This window comes from Roseomonas sp. KE2513, from assembly GCF_016107305.1.
Lineage (GTDB): Bacteria > Pseudomonadota > Alphaproteobacteria > Acetobacterales > Acetobacteraceae > Roseomonas.
The window spans coordinates 222,421-237,802 of record NZ_RCVR01000005.1; the positions used below are offsets into that span (position 1 = coordinate 222,421).

The 15,382-nt window shown below is 72.3% G+C and carries 15 protein-coding genes; 9 read left to right on the top strand and 6 right to left on the bottom strand.

Annotation, left to right across the window (positions count from 1 at the left end; genetic code table 11):
• The 3 genes from minD to D9599_RS07650 all read left to right on the top strand — a co-directional run bounded on the left by minD (position 1) and on the right by D9599_RS07650 (position 3,573).
• Entirely contained in the window at positions 1-819 is an 819-nt protein-coding gene (minD, locus tag D9599_RS07640; RefSeq protein ID WP_043831330.1) for a septum site-determining protein MinD, read from the top strand.
• Complete coding sequence (gene minE, locus D9599_RS07645) at positions 816-1,097, top strand: cell division topological specificity factor MinE (RefSeq protein WP_043831328.1); 282 nt, start codon at positions 816-818, stop codon at positions 1,095-1,097. The genes minD and minE overlap by 4 nt, the downstream gene beginning before the upstream one ends.
• Positions 1,098-1,206: 109 nt before the next feature.
• Entirely contained in the window at positions 1,207-3,573 is a 2,367-nt protein-coding gene (locus D9599_RS07650; RefSeq protein WP_198380619.1) for a bifunctional diguanylate cyclase/phosphodiesterase, read from the top strand.
• 12 nt (positions 3,574-3,585) lie between these two features.
• On the opposite strand, the gene D9599_RS07655 is transcribed toward D9599_RS07650, so the two are convergent.
• Together D9599_RS07655 and D9599_RS07660 are read right to left on the bottom strand one after the other, a co-directional pair.
• A complete protein-coding gene (locus D9599_RS07655) occupies positions 3,586-4,305 on the bottom strand; it encodes a DUF1028 domain-containing protein (protein ID WP_198380620.1) in 720 nt (239 codons plus the stop codon).
• A 59-nt stretch (positions 4,306-4,364) separates the two neighbouring features.
• Positions 4,365-6,095 carry a hypothetical protein gene (locus D9599_RS07660; RefSeq protein WP_198380621.1) on the bottom strand — a complete coding sequence of 577 codons (1,731 nt, stop codon included), beginning with the start codon at positions 6,093-6,095 and terminating at the stop codon, positions 4,365-4,367.
• 189 nt (positions 6,096-6,284) lie between these two features.
• On the opposite strand from D9599_RS07660, the gene D9599_RS07665 reads away from it, so the two are divergent.
• From D9599_RS07665 to D9599_RS07675, 3 genes are all read left to right on the top strand, one after another.
• Positions 6,285-6,515 (top strand): hypothetical protein, encoded by a 231-nt coding sequence (locus tag D9599_RS07665; protein ID WP_198380622.1) that lies wholly within the window; start codon positions 6,285-6,287, stop codon positions 6,513-6,515.
• Positions 6,516-6,579: 64 nt separating this feature from the next.
• Positions 6,580-8,121, top strand: coding sequence for a L,D-transpeptidase family protein (locus D9599_RS07670; protein WP_232480246.1), 1,542 nt, complete (start codon positions 6,580-6,582; stop codon positions 8,119-8,121).
• Positions 8,121-8,714 (top strand): DUF882 domain-containing protein, encoded by a 594-nt coding sequence (locus D9599_RS07675; RefSeq protein WP_198380623.1) that lies wholly within the window; start codon positions 8,121-8,123, stop codon positions 8,712-8,714. Before D9599_RS07670 ends, D9599_RS07675 begins: the two co-directional genes overlap by 1 nt.
• Positions 8,715-8,759: 45 nt before the next feature.
• On the opposite strand, the gene D9599_RS07680 is transcribed toward D9599_RS07675, so the two are convergent.
• Entirely contained in the window at positions 8,760-9,206 is a 447-nt protein-coding gene (locus D9599_RS07680) for a hypothetical protein (RefSeq protein ID WP_198380624.1), read from the bottom strand.
• Positions 9,207-9,373: 167 nt separating this feature from the next.
• On the opposite strand from D9599_RS07680, the gene D9599_RS07685 reads away from it, so the two are divergent.
• From D9599_RS07685 to D9599_RS07695, 3 genes are all read left to right on the top strand, one after another.
• Positions 9,374-10,543, top strand: a complete 1,170-nt coding sequence (locus tag D9599_RS07685; protein ID WP_198380625.1) for a multidrug effflux MFS transporter — start codon at positions 9,374-9,376, stop codon at positions 10,541-10,543.
• Positions 10,544-10,631: 88 nt separating this feature from the next.
• Complete coding sequence (locus D9599_RS07690) at positions 10,632-12,263, top strand: peptide chain release factor 3 (RefSeq protein ID WP_198380626.1); 1,632 nt, start codon at positions 10,632-10,634, stop codon at positions 12,261-12,263.
• A complete protein-coding gene (locus D9599_RS07695) occupies positions 12,260-12,724 on the top strand; it encodes a hypothetical protein (protein ID WP_198380627.1) in 465 nt (154 codons plus the stop codon). Before D9599_RS07690 ends, D9599_RS07695 begins: the two co-directional genes overlap by 4 nt.
• Before the next feature lie 114 nt (positions 12,725-12,838).
• Here the strand turns inward: D9599_RS07695 and D9599_RS07700 are convergent, their stop codons facing one another.
• The 3 genes from D9599_RS07700 to D9599_RS07710 all read right to left on the bottom strand — a co-directional run bounded on the left by D9599_RS07700 (position 12,839) and on the right by D9599_RS07710 (position 15,379).
• Positions 12,839-13,225: a hypothetical protein gene (locus tag D9599_RS07700; RefSeq protein ID WP_198380628.1), complete on the bottom strand. Its 387-nt coding sequence runs from the start codon at positions 13,223-13,225 to the stop codon at positions 12,839-12,841.
• 18 nt (positions 13,226-13,243) lie between these two features.
• Complete coding sequence (locus D9599_RS07705) at positions 13,244-14,629, bottom strand: dipeptidase (RefSeq protein ID WP_198380629.1); 1,386 nt, start codon at positions 14,627-14,629, stop codon at positions 13,244-13,246.
• A 72-nt stretch (positions 14,630-14,701) separates the two neighbouring features.
• A complete protein-coding gene (locus D9599_RS07710) occupies positions 14,702-15,379 on the bottom strand; it encodes a DUF599 domain-containing protein (protein WP_232480247.1) in 678 nt (225 codons plus the stop codon).
• Positions 15,380-15,382: the final 3 nt, after the last annotated feature.

A 15,382-nucleotide genomic window follows, 5' to 3' on the forward strand; every position in this document is an offset into this window, starting at 1 on the left:
ATGGCGCAAGTGATCGTGGTGACTTCGGGCAAGGGGGGCGTGGGCAAGACCACGTCCTCGGCAGCGTTCGCGACAGGGCTGGCGCAGACCGGCAAGAAGACGGTGGTGATCGACTTCGACGTCGGCCTGCGCAACCTCGACCTCATCATGGGGGTCGAGCGGCGGGTGGTGTTCGACATCGTGAACGTCATCAGCGGCGAGGCGCGGCTGAGCCAGGCGCTGATCCGCGACAAGCGGGTCGATACGCTGTCGATCCTGCCGGCCAGCCAGACGCGGGACAAGGATGCGCTGACGAAGGAGGGCGTGCAGACCGTCATCGACGAGCTGTCGAAGGACTTCGACTACATCCTCTGCGACAGCCCGGCGGGCATCGAGAAGGGCGCGCTGCTCGCTCTCTACTTCGCCGACCAGGCGATCGTGGTGACGAACCCGGAGGTCTCCTCCGTCCGCGACAGCGACCGGATCCTGGGCGTGCTCCAGTCGAAGTCGAAGCGCGCCGAGGAGAAGAAGGATCCGGTGAAGGAGCACCTTCTCGTCACGCGTTACGACCCGAACCGGGTGGAGCGGGGCGAGATGCTGAAGCTGGACGACATCCAGGACATCCTGCGCATCCCCTTGCTGGGCGTCATCCCGGAGAGCGAGAGCGTGCTGAAGGCCTCCAACACGGGCAACCCCGTGATCCTGGACGAGCCCTCGCCCGCCGGCCAGGCCTACAAGGACGCGGTCGCCCGCTTCCTGGGCGAGGACCGGAAGATGCGCTTCACGGATTACGAGAAGAAGGGCTTCTTCTCGCGCCTGTTTGGCGGGAGGGCTGCATGAGCTGGCTGAACTTCTTCCGCGACAAGAAGGAAGAGGCGCCTGCTACTGCTCCACAGGCGAAGGAGCGGCTGCAGATCGTGCTCGCTCATGAGCGCATCTCGCGCAAGGGCGAGGACTTCCTGCCGAAGCTCCAGCGCGAGATCGTGGAGCTGGTGGCGCGGCACGTGTCGATCGATCCGGAGAGGGTGAACGTCTCGCTCGAGCGCGGGGGCGATCTGTCCACCCTCGCGATCGCGGTGGAACTGCCCGGGCCGGAGCCGGTGCGCCACGCTTCCTGACGGACCTGCCCTCTGGGGGCAGCGGGCTTAACCGTCAATCAAGGCCGCCCTGCGACCATCCCCGCCTGAACGGCATGGGACTCGGGCAATGGCAGGGCGGCTCTTTCCCTTGCAGACCTTGCGGACGCGGCTGATCGTCCTCTCGGTCGCGCCCTCGCTAATCTGCGTGCTGGTGCTGCTGGTGGGGGTGCCGCGAATCCTGCGGGACCTGGGCGGGCCGGCGGCGGGCGGTGCGCTCCGGGCCGCGGCCGCGAGGCTTGAAGCAGAGGTCGCGGGGGCCCGGTCGGGACTGGCGGGCCTCGCCGGCGTCCTCGCGCGCGAGGGGCTGCTGCGGGAGGAACTTGCTCGGGCGGCCAGGGCGGAGGCCCCTTTTGCCGGCGGGGAATTCCTGTCGCGGCTGCTAGCCGACCTGCGCCGCGCCGATCCGGCGATCCGCACCGTGGAGGCGACGGCGACAACCCCGGGCGGCCCGCCGCGGCGCTGGGTGGCGCAGCACGGGAGCCCGGCACCGGAACTGGCCCTCGCGAGTGCCACGGCCTTCTACGATCTTCCGGGTGGCGGTTGGGCGGAATTGCGCCTGACCGCCTTTCTCGACCCCGCGGCAGCGAGGCGGATGCTGGGGCCTTCCGGCCGGTTCGCGCTCGTTTCCGGTGAGGAGGTCCGGGGCATCGACCCATCCGGCGATAAGGAAGCGTTGCCCGAACTGCCGTCGGCTTGGCTGCGAATGGCCCAGCAAGGGCGGTGGGCAGCCACCGGCTTCCTGACTGCCGAGCACCGGGACCTTATCGCGGCCCTCGTTCCGCTCGACGGCCCGGCCGCGCGGAAAGGGGTGCTCGGCGCGGCAGCCCGCCCGGCAACGACGCCGCCTCCCCGCGCCGCGCTGCTGCTTCGGCCGGCCGAACCCGGCCTCGCGGCCATCGAGCGGCGTTTCCGGGTTCTCAGTGGTGTGGCGGCGGCCGTGCTCATGGCGCTTGCGGCCGTCACGGTTCTCTCCGCGCGGCGGCTGGCGTCCATGCTCGCGGCGCTGACAGAGGCGCTGAGCCGGCTCGGCCAGGGTGATGCCGCCGTGCAGATCCCGCCGCCCCCGCGCGGCGCCTCGCGGGAGCTGGTCGAGCTGACCCAGGCCTGCACCACCTTCCGCGATGCCGCCGCCGAGCGCACCCGGCTTTCGGAGCGCCTGCGCTGGCTCGCCAATTTCGACGGGCTGACCGGCCTGCCCAACCGGGCGCTGCTGGGTGACAGGCTGGACTTGGCCTTCGCCGCGGCGCGGCGGGACGGCCTGGGGCTGGTCGTCTTCGCGATGGATCTCGACCACTTCAAGGAGGTGAACGATACGCTGGGCCATGCGGCGGGCGACGAGGTGCTGCGAGTGGTGGCTGCGCGGCTGCGGGGTTGTCTGCGCGCGACCGACACGCTGGCCCGGATCGGGGGCGACGAGTTCGTGCTCGTCGCGCCCGGGCTGGACGGGCCGGCGGCGCTCTCGGGCTTCGCTGCGCGGCTGCTGGGCGCGATGGAGGGCCCGGTACCCGTGGGGCCGGAGCACCGGGCGATCGGGCTCTCGATCGGGGCGGCGGTGCTGCCACCGCACGGCTTCGACGACCGCCCGGAAGCCCTGCTGCAGGATGCGGATCTCGCGCTCTACCAGGCGAAGGCGGCGGGCGGGTCCTGCCTACGGATCTTCGAGCCGGGCCTGGACGAGCGGCTGCGCACGCGGCGCGCGCTGATTGCGGACCTGCGGCTCGCGATGGAGCGGCAGGAGCTGACAATCCTGTTCCAGCCGCAGGTCTCGACCGCGACGCGGCGGATCAAGGGGGCGGAGGCGCTGCTGCGCTGGTACCATCCGCAGCGCGGGCTCGTCGGACCCGACGTCTTTATCCCGCTGGCGGAGGAGACCGGGCTGATCGTGCCGATCGGCGCCTGGGTGCTGGAGGAGGCCTGCCAAGTCGCACGGGGGTGGGGTGGGCTGCATCTCGCGGTGAACGTCTCGCCGATTCAGGTGCGGCAGGCGGGATTCGTGGGGACGGTGGAGCGCGCGCTCTCCCGCTCCGGCCTGCCACCCGAACGGCTGGAGCTGGAGATCACCGAAGCGACGATGCTGACGAACACGGCGGAAACGCTGGCCATCCTCTCGCGCCTGCGGAGCCTCGGGGTGCGGCTGGCGATGGATGATTTCGGGACGGGCTATTCCTCCCTCGCGACCTTGCAGCGCTTCCGCTTCGACAAGATCAAGGTGGACCGTTCCTTCATCCGGCACCTGGAGAAGGACCCCAAGGCGGTGGCGCTGCTGCGGGCGGTGATCGCGCTGGGCAGCGCGCTGGACGTGATCACCAATGCCGAGGGCGTGGAGGAGGAGGGGCAGCTCTCCATGCTGCGGGCGGAGGGCTGCGAGGAGGCGCAGGGCTATCTCTTCGGCAAGCCCATGTCGGCGGCGGAGTTCCAAGCCCAGGCCGGGCTGAGCGGCGCGAGGGCGGCGTGAGCGCCGCCGCGCCTAGCGCCTGAAGCGGAGGTCTAGCCCGGCCGCGTTCCAGGCGGCCTCGATCGCCTCCATGTCGGCGATGCCGCTGGGGTTTCCCTTCCGCGGCTGACGGTCGAGGAAGGGCGCGCGGTCGCGGCGCCAGATGGCAAGGAGGCGCCGCAGCTCGGCCAGCGGCTCCGGGTGGTCGTCCACGCGGATATCGAGGTCGGGGAAGTCCTCGGTCGTGACCAGCCGCATGGCGGCGGACTGGCGGCCGCGGCGGTCGCCCCCCGCGGCCTCGCCGGCATCGAGGGCGAGGGAGAGGCGCTCGGGCAGGGGCATGTCGGCGTTGATCGTGAAGGCGGCGACCGTGTCGTTCACCACGCCCGGGCCTGCCAGCATGTTCCCAGCCACCGAGAAGCCGGCCACGGCGTGGTCGCCGGCCCATTCCACGCAATTCGCGCCGGTGAAGGCGGCGCTGCGGCCGAAGCGGTCGACGGCGTGGACCTGGCGGAGGTGACGGCCCTCGTCGCCGGCCAGCGCGCCCTCGATCGCCGCGCCCGGCGGCAGGCCGCGCGCCATGCCGTCGAGCACGGCGGGGCCAAGATAGCGGTTGGTGAAGGACTGGGTGGAGACGGCGCCGACCCCCGCCCTGACATGCGGGCAGGAGGCGCCGACCGCGAAGCTGCAGGTGGTGACGGCCACGGCGAAGGCGCCCGTGGCGGGGTCGTGGGCAACGATGGACCAGGTCATGCGCCGGGCCTTCCCTCCGTTCTCGGCGCGCAGACTACACGAGCGGGGCTATCGGGCCATCAGGGCTTGCGGGCGAGGAGGAGGAGCCAGGCGGCGTGGCGGGGGCCGGCGTCCTGGCCGGCCTCCTCGAGAAGCGCGGCGGCGGCATCCACGGGGCCGAGCCCGTAGGGCGGCGCGTCGGCGGTGGCGCGCCAGGCGTCGAGCGAGTGGCCCTCGAGGCGCAGCGGCTGGAGGCCGGCGGCATGGGCCGCCCCGCGCAGGGCCTCTGCCGTGCTCCCGCCGGGCGGGACGGGACGACCGAGGGCTGTGGCGAGGCGGCGGCCGAGCGATCCCGCGTTCTCCGCCACCAGGAGGGCCAAGCCACCGGGGCGCAACAGGCGGGCGATCCTCACGGCCACGGTGCCCGGGTCGTCCTCGGTGAGGAGCAGGGCGGCGTCGAGCGCGGCCTCCGGCAGGTCTCCGGCAGCGCTGAAGAGCATGGCGGCAGGCGGGAGCGAGGCTGCGGCGAGGGCCATGGCGGTGCCGTTCGCATGGGCGCCAGCCGCGCCAATACGGCGGCCCTGGAGGGGGCTAAGAAGTGCCTCGACGCGCAGGGGGAGGCCGCCCCAACCCGGGCCGCCTTTTGAGGGCGGGGCGTTGAGGACGAGTTGCGGCGAGAGCGGCGGGGCGGCGTGGATGTGGGCGGGAGGGCCGGCCGGCAACATGAGGGTGGCGGGGCGCGGGTTGGTCAGTGCCGCTTCGCGTGGCGGTGCGGCGGGCTCGGCTTCCGCGGCGTCGGGCAGCGGGTCGATCGCGCGGGGCTCTTCCGGCGGCGCGACGGGAGGAGGGAGATCCACCGGCTCGAAGACCGGTGGCTGAGGCGTTGAGCGGTCCGCCGCAATGGGCGGGGTGGCGCTTGGGTGGACCGGTGGCGGATCGGCCTCGTCCGCGACGGGTGGGGCGGGGAGGGGCGGCGCGCCAACGGGCGCGGGCACCGAGGCGGGGTGCTCCTCGGCGGCGGGTGTTGGGACAGGCGGCAACTCGAAGGGCGGCGGCACCGGCGGGAAGCGTTCCTCCGCGCTCGGGGCAGGGAAGGGTGGCCGGTCGAAGGGCGGCGGCACCGGCGCGAAGCGTTCCTCCGCACTTGGGGCAGGGAAGGGTGGCGGGTCGAAGGGGGGCGGCACCGGTGCGAAGCGTTCCTCCGCGGGGGCGGGAGGCGCGAAGGGCTGGACGGCGAAGGGCACCGGACGAGGCGGAAGGGAGGCGGGCAGAGGGGGGCGACCCAGGGGAGAGCCGGGTGGAGGACCTGGCGGAGGGTTGGGCGCGTGGCCGGGTGCCGTTGGAGGGACGCCCAGAGTGGGCGGTGTGGCGGCCGGAAGGCCTGACCCCCTCGATGCCGGCGGGCTGCCTGCGGGGCGCGCGGCCAGGCTTTGCACCGCCGCCGCGCCCCGCAGGTTGGGCAGGCCAAAGGTCGGGCGGCGGGCGAAGACGATGTGGGCGTCGTCGGCGAAGACGGGCGTGGTTTCCGCGAGCAGGCGGCGCAGGAGGGCGGGCGGGAGGGAGTCGGCCTCAGCGAGGGAGACAACGGCCCAGTCCGGCAGGTCCGCAGGATCGGGTGGCGACAGAGGGCCGAGCGCCGCGGACAGCGCTTCGGGCGCGACGACCTTTCCGCCCGGTGGGATGCGCCCTTCCAGGAAACGCGTGACGCCGGCCCAGATATGGGCCGGATCGCTGCCGGGGTCTTGCCGTGACATGCCGCCAGGGTTGCGGGGTTGCGCGGCCGGATCAAGCGGGTGCGGGCGGAAAACCATCGCGGGCGGGCTTCCCTACCATGATGGTCGTTGGATCGCCTAAGCGCTTTCGGGGCCATTGCGCGCCGTGGGGCCCCATCCCGTTGCGAGAATCCCCAGCGGTGCTCCTGGGATCGGCCGGAACGCGGCGAGCGCCGGGTCATCTTTCTGGATGAACGGGCGGCGAGCGCGAAGCGGGAAGGAACCAGCATGCCCGAGGATCCGGTCCGAAGCAGGGATGAGATCCTGCGCGACGCCGTGGCCGAGCGCAGCGACATCTCGGCGCCGCCCGGAATGGCCGAGCGGTCCCATCCCGCGCCGCGCGGGGTGGCCCATCCGGAGGAGGTGACGGACAAGCGGGGGGAGTGGTGGACCCTCGTAAAGGCGATCCTCATCGCCGCCGCCGTCATCATGCTGATCGGGTGGCTTATTTCGCCCTAAACAGCGTGCTGTCCGGACGCGCATTCGGCTGGCATCGCGCCGTCTTGAGGGCTATGCCTCCGCCATGCGCAGACGCGATGCCCTCGGTGGCCTGATGGCCGGACTTCTGCCCGCGATCGGCCGCGCGCAGTTCGCCGCGACGGCGGCCGACGCGGCGGAGACGCCGCCCGTGCAGCCGGCCGGGCCGGGGCCGCAGGGCTGGGAGTCGGTCTACCGGCTGGCGGCGCGGCTGCGGCGCTTGGCGGCGGAGGGGCTGGATCCGGCCGCCTACGCGATCCCGCCGGATTCGCTGGCCACCTCCGATCCCGCGGCCTTCCATGCGGCGACCTATCACGCGGCGAATGCGGCGATGGGCGATCTTGTTCTCGGCCGACTGCGGCAGCCGCCGGGACGGGGCGATATCCTGCGGGATCCGGTCGCGGCCGACTTCGCGCACTGGCAGGCCGAGCTGGTGGGGGCGCCCGAGCCCGCCCGAGTGATCGACCGCGCGGCCGACCTGCCGGAAGGCGCGGCGGCGCTGCGGGCTGAGCTGGCGCGCGCGGCGGGGATCGTTTCGGCCGGTGGGTGGCAGCCGATTCCATCGGGGGTCTCCACGCTCGATCCCGGGCTGGTGGATGCGGTGCGCGTGCCCTTGCTGCGGGCGCGGCTGCGGGCCGAGGACCCGGTGCTGGCCGCGGCGCGCGATGGCGGCGCCACCTACGACGCCGCCTTGGAGGCGGCGGTGCGGCGCTGGCAGGCGGCGAACGGGGTGGAGCCGGACGGGCGGGTGGGCGCGATCAGCCAAGGGCTGCTGAATCGCCCGGCCTCAGCGCGCGTGGCGCAGCTGCGGGCAGCTCTCGATAGCCGGCGCAACGCGGTGCGGGTGGGCGAGGAGCGGCGCATCGAGGTGAACATCCCCGAGTTCCTGCTGACCGTCTTCGAGGGCGAGCGGGCGCTGCTGAAGATGAACGTCGTGGTCGGCAAGCCGTCACGGGCGACGCCGACGATGCGCGCGCGCCTGACCACCGTGCAATTCAACCCAGTCTGGGGCGTGCCCGAGCGCAACGCGCGAGAGGACCTGCTGCCCCGCTTCCGCCGCGACCCGGCGGGGATGACCGCCAAGGGCTTTCGCCTCTACTCCGTCGTGGGGGGCGAGAGGGTGCAGGTCGATCCCGCCGCCGTGGACTGGTCCGCCGTCCGGGCGGACCGTTTTCCCTACCTCATCCGACAGGATGCCGGCGACGGCAACGCGCTCGGACGGATCAAGTTCATCATGCCAAACTCCGAAGACATCTACCTGCACGACACGCCGGACCGCGGCCTGTTCAACAGGCCGGACCGGGCGTTTTCCTCGGGCTGCATCCGGCTCGCGCAGCCGGACGCGCTGCTCGCCGTCGTGCTCGAGGGAATGGGCTGGGATGCGGCGCGGATCCAGCGAGCCTATGACAGTCACCAGACCCAGGGCGTGTCGCTCCGGCGCAGCCTTCCGGTGCGGCTGCACTACAGCACCGTAACGGTCGAAGGCGGGAAAGCTCGGGTGCGGCCGGATATCTACGGGCTCGACCTCGCCTATGCGCGGGAGATGGACCGGGTGGCAACGCGGGTGGCCATGGGGGCGGCGCGGTGATGCGGGTGTTCGGGGGCAACCGGCCGAAGGCGCCGGCCTGCGACTGCTGCACGGGCGGGGTGGTCGGGCGGCGCACCCTGCTGGGTGCGGGGCTGGGGCTGATGGCCTGCGCGGCGGTGTCCGGCGGCGCGCAGGCGCAGGTGGCGCGCGGCGCCCGGCGGCTGACGGTGCGGCGCGCCTATACGAGCGATTCCTTCTCGGGCGTCTATTTCGCCGACGGGCGCTACGTGGCGGATGCGTTGAGCAAGCTCGACTGGGTGTTCCGCGACCTCTCGCGCGAGGAGGTGACGCCGATGGATCCGCGGTTGTTCGACGTGATGAACGCGGTCGCCGCGCGCATGGAGGCGACGGAGGCCTTCGAGGTGATCAGCGGCTACCGCGCACCCGAAACGAACGCGGCGCTCGACCGGCGCAACTCGCGGGTCTCGACGGTGTCGCTGCACATGTCCGGCATGGCTGGGGACATGCGGCTGCCCGGGCGCGAGTCGATGGGCATGGCGCGGCTGGCAGCGACGATGGGGCTGGGCGGCGTCGGGCTCTACCGGCGCGACGGCTTCGTCCATCTTGACTGCGGGCAGTCCCGCCGCTGGTGAAGCTCGCCGCGCCGCCGGTGAGGACTGGCGGCGCGGTGCGCTCGCTTAGGATTCGGTGCGCAGCGGGTTTGCGAGAAGCAGGCCCCCGCGGCGCAGCATGAGGCCGACAGTCAGGGCCGGGCCCAGGGCCGAGTAGGCCGCGGCCGGGGGCGCCAGACGTAGGAAACCCGCAAGCGCTTCCCGGCGCGTCGCGCGCTGGGCGAGGGCGAGGCCCATCAGCAGCGCCGATTCAGCGGGCGTGAGGCGCGGGCAGAGGCGGCAGCCCATGGATCCCGGGCAGGCGAGGCCGCGCAGGACCGCTTCGAGCGCGGGGGCGGCGGCCTCGATCCCCTCCGTGGCCAGGGGCAGGCGCAGGGCGGGGAGGGGCGGACGTCCTTCGCGCGTGGCCTCGACCCAGCCGCGGGTGGCATCCAGGAGGACGGACTCGGCCGAGGGGAGGTCCTCCGGGGCGGCGCCGCTCCAGGGCCAGGTGGGAAGGCCGCGGGTGGTCATGATTGGTTCTCCGGAAAGGACGCAGCCGGAGTTTGGCGATAATGATAATCGTTCGCAAGAGAGCCACGGTGCCTGCCGGTGAAGGATGGGGCGCCATGCGGAAAATTGGGCTTTCCAACCGCCCTGCTGCGGCGCAGCAATGATGCCGAGACCGGATGAAGGATCCCATGCCGTCCTGGCTTCCCCTGCTGCTTGGCTTCCTGACAGCGATCAACCCGATCTCCACGGACATGTATCTCCCGGCCTTCCCGACGCTGGAGGCGGAGTTCCACACGGGCGCGGGCAGCGCGCAGGTGACGCTGGCCACCTGGTTCATCGGGCTCGCGCTGGGGCAGGTGACGCAGGGCAGCCTGGCCGACCGCTTCGGGCGGCGGGGGCCGCTGATGGTGGGCACGCTGGTCTATACCGCCGCCTCCATCGGTTGCGCGCTGGCGCCGGACATGGGCTGGCTGGCGGTGTTCCGGGGCCTTGCGGCCTTCGGCGCCTCGGCGAGTGCCGTTATTCCGCGGGCTATCGTGCGCGACATGGCGACGGGGCTGGAGGCGGCGCGGCTGATGTCGCGGCTGATCCTCGTCATGGGTGCGGCGCCGATCCTCGCGCCCTCGCTCGGCGGGCTGCTGCTGGGGGTGGCCGGGTGGCGCTCGATCTTCTGGGTGATGGCGTTCTACGGCGCGCTGTCCTGCTTTCTCGTCTGGCGGTTGCTGCCGGACACGCTGCCGGTGGAGCGGCGGTTGCGGCTGGGCTTCTTCGCGCTGTTCCGGGGCTACTGGCGCGTGCTGTCGGAGCCGGTCTTCGTCACCCACGCGCTGCTGGGCTCGGCGGTCATGTTCTGCGTCTTCGCCTATATCAGCGGGGCGCCGGCCATCTACATCGAGCATTTCGGGATCACGCCGCGGCAGTTCGCGGTGATCTTCGGGGCCTCGGCGGCGGGGTTCATCGGGGGAGCGCAGCTCAATCCGATGCTGGCCGCGCGGTTCCGGCCAGGGCGGGTTCTGACGGCGGCGTCGCTCGGGGTACTCGCGGCCTCGGTGCTGCTGGTGGTTTGCGCGGTGACCGGCTGGGGCGGGATTTGGGGGGTCTTTCCGCCTGTCGTGCTCCTGCTGAGTTCGAGCAGCCTCGTGCTGCCCAACTCGGCCGTGGGAGCGTTGGCGCGGCACGGGCAGCGGGCGGGAACGGCCTCGGCCCTGTTGGGGACGATCCAGTTCGCTGTGGCAGCGCTCGGCAGCATGGCGGTGGGGATCTTCGCGAATGGCACGCCGCTGCCGGTGACTCTGGTGATCCTCTTCGGAGCCTTCATGGCCCTCGGGCTGAATCAATTGCGGCGGCGCTACGGCTGAGGGGCGTGGCGGACCCCTGTGCGGGGCGATGCCGGGGGTTGCGGCCTTATGCGTTGCAGCGGGGCGCCATTCTCGCCAGATAGCGGGCATGGACCAGACCACCCCGATCGAGGCTCTTGAGTCGGCGCCGGCCGATCCCGCGAGCACGGCGGTCGCGCGCGAGGCCGCGCGCCGCCGGGCCTTTGCCATCATCGCCCACCCGGACGCCGGCAAGACCACGCTGACGGAGAAGTTGCTGCTGCGCGGCGGCGCCATCCAGTTGGCGGGGCAGGTTCGCGCCAAGGGCGACCGGCGGCGGACGCGCTCGGACTGGATGAAGATCGAGCAGGACCGCGGCATCTCGGTCGCGACCTCCGTCATGACCTTCGAGCGGGACGGGGTGGTGTTCAACCTGCTGGACACGCCGGGCCACGAGGACTTCTCGGAGGACACCTACCGCACGCTTACGGCGGTGGACGCGGCTGTCATGGTGATCGACGCTGCCAAGGGCATCGAGGCGCAGACGCGCAAGCTGTTCGAGGTGTGCCGCCTGCGGGATATTCCGATCATCACCTTCATCAACAAGATGGACCGCGAGAGCCGGGACGTCTTCGAGCTGCTGGACGAGATCGAGAAGACGCTGGCGCTGGACGTGACGCCGGCGGCCTGGCCGGTGGGCTCGGGGCGCGGCTTCCTCGGCACCTACGACGTGCTGGAGCCGGCGCTGCATCTGCTGGCGGAGGGTTCGGGGCCGGTGAAGCTGACCGGGCTGGATGATCCGAAGCTGGACGAGCTGGTGCCCGCGGCGGAGGCCGAGGCGCTGCGCGAGGGGGCGGAGCTGGCGGGGGCTTTCAAGGCCTTCGACCTGGAGGCCTTCCGCGAGGGGACGATGACCCCCGTCTATTTCGGTTCGGCGCTGCGCGACTTCGGGATCGGGCACCTTTTGGAGGGGCTTTCCCGCTTCGCGCCGCATCCGGGCGCGCGGCCGGCGGACACGCGGCGCGTGCGGCCGGAGGAGCCGGCGCTGACCGGCTTCGTATTCAAGATCCAGGCGAACATGGACCCGAACCACAGGGATCGCGTGGCCTTCCTTCGTATCTGTTCCGGCCGGTTGGAGAAGGGGATGCGGTTGAGGCAGACCCGCACGGGGAAGCAGGTTCCCGTTAACGCACCGCTGTTCTTCTTCGCGCAGGACCGGCAGGTGGCGCAGGAGGCCTGGCCGGGGGACGTGGTGGGGATCGCCAACCACGGCATCCTGCGCATCGGGGATACGCTGACCGAGGGGGAGCCGATCAATTTCCGGGGCGTGCCGAGTTTCGCGCCGGAGATCCTGCGGCGCGTGATGATCGAGGACGCGATGGTCGGCAAGAAGCTGCGGACCGCGCTGGAGCAGCTCGCCGAGGAGGGGGTGGTGCAGCTGTTCCGCCCGCTGGACGGCACGCCGCCGGTGGTGGGCGTGGTGGGCGCGCTGCAGCTCGACGTGCTGGCGGAGCGGCTGAAAGCGGAATACTCGGTGCCCAGCCGCTACGAGAGCACGCCCTGGGGGATGATGCGCTGGGTGGTGTCGGACGATAAGACGGCGATGCAGGGCTTCCGGCAGTCCGCGCCGCACGACACGGCGGAGGACCATGACGGGGCGCTGGTGGCCTTCTTCACCAGCGACTGGCGGCGCAACCGGGCGGAGGAGGAGTGGCCGACGCTCAAGTTCCTCAAGCTGCGCGAGCAGCACGCGGCGGCGTGAAGCTCTTCCTCGACCTTGACGGCGTCCTTGCTGACTTCGACGCGGGCGTGACGGCAGTGACCGGGCGGCGGCCGGAGGAGTTGCCGCTGAAGACGATGTGGGCGGCGCTGGCGAGGGCGCCCGCCTTCTTCGACACGCTGGAGTTCATGCACGACGCGGAGGCGCTGTGGCGCTTCTGCGAGCCTCACCACCCGACGATCCTGACGGGGCTGCCGCTGGGGAAATGGGCGCCGGCGCAGAAGAAGGCCTGGGTGGCGCGGATGCTCGGCGCCCATGTGCCGATCATCACCTGCATGAGCCGGGAGAAGCCGCGCTGGTCGGGGCCGGGCCATGTGCTGGTGGACGACCGCGCCTCGGCCCGCGAGGAGTGGGAGGCGAAGGGCGGCACCTTCATCCACCATGTCTCGGCGGAGCGCTCGATTGCGGCGCTGCGGGCGCTGGGCTTCGGAGGCGCCGTCTAGCCCCTGAGGAGGACGGCGGGGGTGACGCTGAGCTCCGGGCCGGCGATGAGGTGGGGCAGAGCCTGGGAGATGGCGTCGGCCAGGCTCCGGATCCGCCGGCGGCGCGCCGCTCGCTCAGCCGTTGGTGGAGGCGAAGACGGCGGGTTCGAGCCGGATGTCGCGCGGCGGTTCGAGGGGCTTCCAGCGGTGCTGGCGGATCACGTCGTTGCTCTCCACGGGCTTGCGCCCCGGGCCGAGGGACCAGGTGATGTGCCAAGTGGAGCCGTCCGGGCGCCGCGTGGTGCCGTCGATCTCCACCACCAGGGCCTGGACGCCCCGATCGTCATCGGCGAGGCCGACCACGCGGCCGCGCGTCGCCTCGGGCAGCGGATGATCCTGGCGGACGCCGGGCTTCAGCGTGACATGGTGCGCCACCACCCGGGGATAGCGGGGTGGAACAAGGGTGAGGAGGGCGTCGCGCTCCTCCTCTGGCAGGAGCCATCCGAGGACGAGCTGGGGCATTGCGTTCCTCTCGCGGGTTCAGGCCGGGAGCGTCGCAGCGAGGACGCGCGCGAAGTTCTCCCCAAGGAGCTTCGTGGCCTCCGCGGCGCTGAAGCCCGTTGCGAGCAACGCTTCGGCGAGGGCCGGGGTCGCCCGGTAATCCTCGAGGGCGCCGGGGGAGAGGAGGCCGCGCATGTCGCTGCCGATGCCGACATGGTCGATGCCCACCGCCTCCACCATGCGGGCGATGCTCTCGGCATAGAGGCGGGGCGTGGGGCTGGAGCCGACCAGGGGCCAGACGCCAACCATGCCGCCGGTTTCCCCAACGACCTTGGCGTGGGCGGGGGTGACCATGCGGCTGCGCGGGCCGGGGCGGCGGGAGATGGCGGTGTGGGAAAGGATGATCGGGCGATCGCTGACCCTCGCCGCGCGCTCGACGAGGGGCAGCGTGCCGTGGGCGACGTCCACGAGGATGCCGAGGCGGTTGCAGGCGCGGACCACCTCCTCCCCGAAGAGGGTCAGGCCGTCGTGCTCGGGGGCGGCGGTCTGGATGTCACCGAGCTCGTTCACCCGGTAGTGGACGAGTTGGAGATGGCGGAGGCGTTGCTCGCGGAAGACCCGCTCCAGCCGCTCGATGCGGCCCTCCAGGAAGTCGGCGCCTTCCGCCGCCACGACCACCGAGGGGCCGGCGCCGGGCTGCCTGGCCCGGGCGAGGGAGGCGGCGTCGGTGACGAGGGCGAGCTTCTCCGCGGCCACGAGGGCGTGGAGGCGGGCGAAGGCGGCTTCGCCATGGGCCCATAGCTCGCCCGGGGCGGGGGCGCGGGCCGCCTCGATCCGGCGGTCCGGGGTGACGTGCGTCACGGGGGTATCCGCGACCATGGCGAGGGAGACGAGGGCTATGCCGCCTTCCCGCATGGGGGCGGCGAGGTCGCCGGGCGCGCGCTGCGGGACGCGGGCGAGGGTGACTCGGCCAGCATGGCTGTGCAGGTCCATCGCGGCCGTGCTGGCGAGGAGGGTGCGGCCGGCGCCCTCCTCCACGCCCGTGGCCGCGCCCGGCGGGGTGCAGGCGGCGGCGCAGAGCAGGGGCGCGGCGGCGAGGAGGCCACGGCGGGAGAGCCAGGGGCCGGGGGCGGCGAGGATCCGGGCTTCCCGGAGTTGCCAGCGCCAGCCGGGGCCGTTCTGCGGCGCGTTGTGCCAGCGGCCGGCAAGGCGGAAGGGGCCGGGGCCGCGCGGCGCCGGGGATGCCAGCAGGACTTCGATGGTGGAATCAGGCTCCGGGCGGCAGCCGAGGCAGCAGGGGGCCTCGGGAGCGAGGAGGAGCGTGCCGGGTACGGCAGCGCTGGGGAAGGCGCCGCCCTCGACGATCACCTCGGCCCCGTCCGGCGGGGCCTTCCCGAGAAGGAGGGCGTTCCAGTCGAGCGGCATGCGGGCGGTCTCCGCGCGGGGCGGCGGGAGGGTAAGGCGTGGTTTCGGGGCTGGAAAGAGCGATGTCGGGGCTCAGCCGACGGCAAGCGCGGCCTGGACAGCGGAGCGGAATTCCCGCCGGTGCAGCTCGGAGACCACCCAGAGGGAGGCGAGAATGAAGGCGAGGGGATGGACCATCCAGCCGAGCACGGCGAGGCCGAAGTAGTAGGCGCGGAGGCCGGTGTTGAAGTGACGGGCGGCGCGGTTCACCACCTGTGCGGCGATCTCGGCGGCGGGGCGCGCGGCCTCGGTGCGGCCGAGGGCGCCGAGGAGGATCGAGCCGTAGTTGAACTGGCGGAGCGCCCAGGTCAGCTCGAAGAAGGCGCGGACGAAGATGAGGAGGATGAGGAGGATGCGCGCCTCCCACCCGCCATCGGTCAGTGCGCCCTCGGCGAAGGGCATGGCGCCGAGTACGCGGCGGCCGGTCTCGGGTGAGGCGAGCAGGGCCATGGCGCCGCCGATGATGAAGATGCAGGTGTTGGCAAGGAAGGAGGTGGAGGACATGAGGTTGCCGACGATGGCGACGTCCGCGATCCGGTTCTCCTTCGGGATGGCGGCGGTGAGCCAGCGGCGGCGGTGCTCGTCCATCGCGTGGATGACGCTGCGGCGGCGGATGGAGGGGACGCGGTCCACGACCGTGGCGTAGCCGACCCAGCAGAGGACGAAGACGAGGAGGGCGACGAGGTCGAGCGCGGTCAGGAAGCCTGGCATGGT

Bases quoted from the DNA above. Each gene is read 5' to 3' on its own strand.
- D9599_RS07680 (WP_198380624.1), bottom strand. From the start codon at position 9,206: ATGACCACCCGCGGCCTTCCCACCTGGCCCTGGAGCGGCGCCGCCCCG.
- D9599_RS07655 (WP_198380620.1), bottom strand. From the start codon at position 4,305: ATGACCTGGTCCATCGTTGCCCACGACCCCGCCACGGGCGCCTTCGCC.
- D9599_RS07705 (WP_198380629.1), bottom strand. From the start codon at position 14,629: ATGCCGCTCGACTGGAACGCCCTCCTTCTCGGGAAGGCCCCGCCGGAC.
- minD (WP_043831330.1), top strand. From the start codon at position 1: ATGGCGCAAGTGATCGTGGTGACTTCGGGCAAGGGGGGCGTGGGCAAG.
- D9599_RS07700 (WP_198380628.1), bottom strand. From the start codon at position 13,225: ATGCCCCAGCTCGTCCTCGGATGGCTCCTGCCAGAGGAGGAGCGCGAC.
- D9599_RS07670 (WP_232480246.1), top strand. From the start codon at position 6,580: ATGCGCAGACGCGATGCCCTCGGTGGCCTGATGGCCGGACTTCTGCCC.
- D9599_RS07710 (WP_232480247.1), bottom strand. From the start codon at position 15,379: ATGCCAGGCTTCCTGACCGCGCTCGACCTCGTCGCCCTCCTCGTCTTC.
- D9599_RS07685 (WP_198380625.1), top strand. From the start codon at position 9,374: ATGCCGTCCTGGCTTCCCCTGCTGCTTGGCTTCCTGACAGCGATCAAC.
- D9599_RS07690 (WP_198380626.1), top strand. From the start codon at position 10,632: ATGGACCAGACCACCCCGATCGAGGCTCTTGAGTCGGCGCCGGCCGAT.
- D9599_RS07660 (WP_198380621.1), bottom strand. From the start codon at position 6,095: ATGGTTTTCCGCCCGCACCCGCTTGATCCGGCCGCGCAACCCCGCAAC.
- D9599_RS07675 (WP_198380623.1), top strand. From the start codon at position 8,121: ATGCGGGTGTTCGGGGGCAACCGGCCGAAGGCGCCGGCCTGCGACTGC.
- minE (WP_043831328.1), top strand. From the start codon at position 816: ATGAGCTGGCTGAACTTCTTCCGCGACAAGAAGGAAGAGGCGCCTGCT.
- D9599_RS07665 (WP_198380622.1), top strand. From the start codon at position 6,285: ATGCCCGAGGATCCGGTCCGAAGCAGGGATGAGATCCTGCGCGACGCC.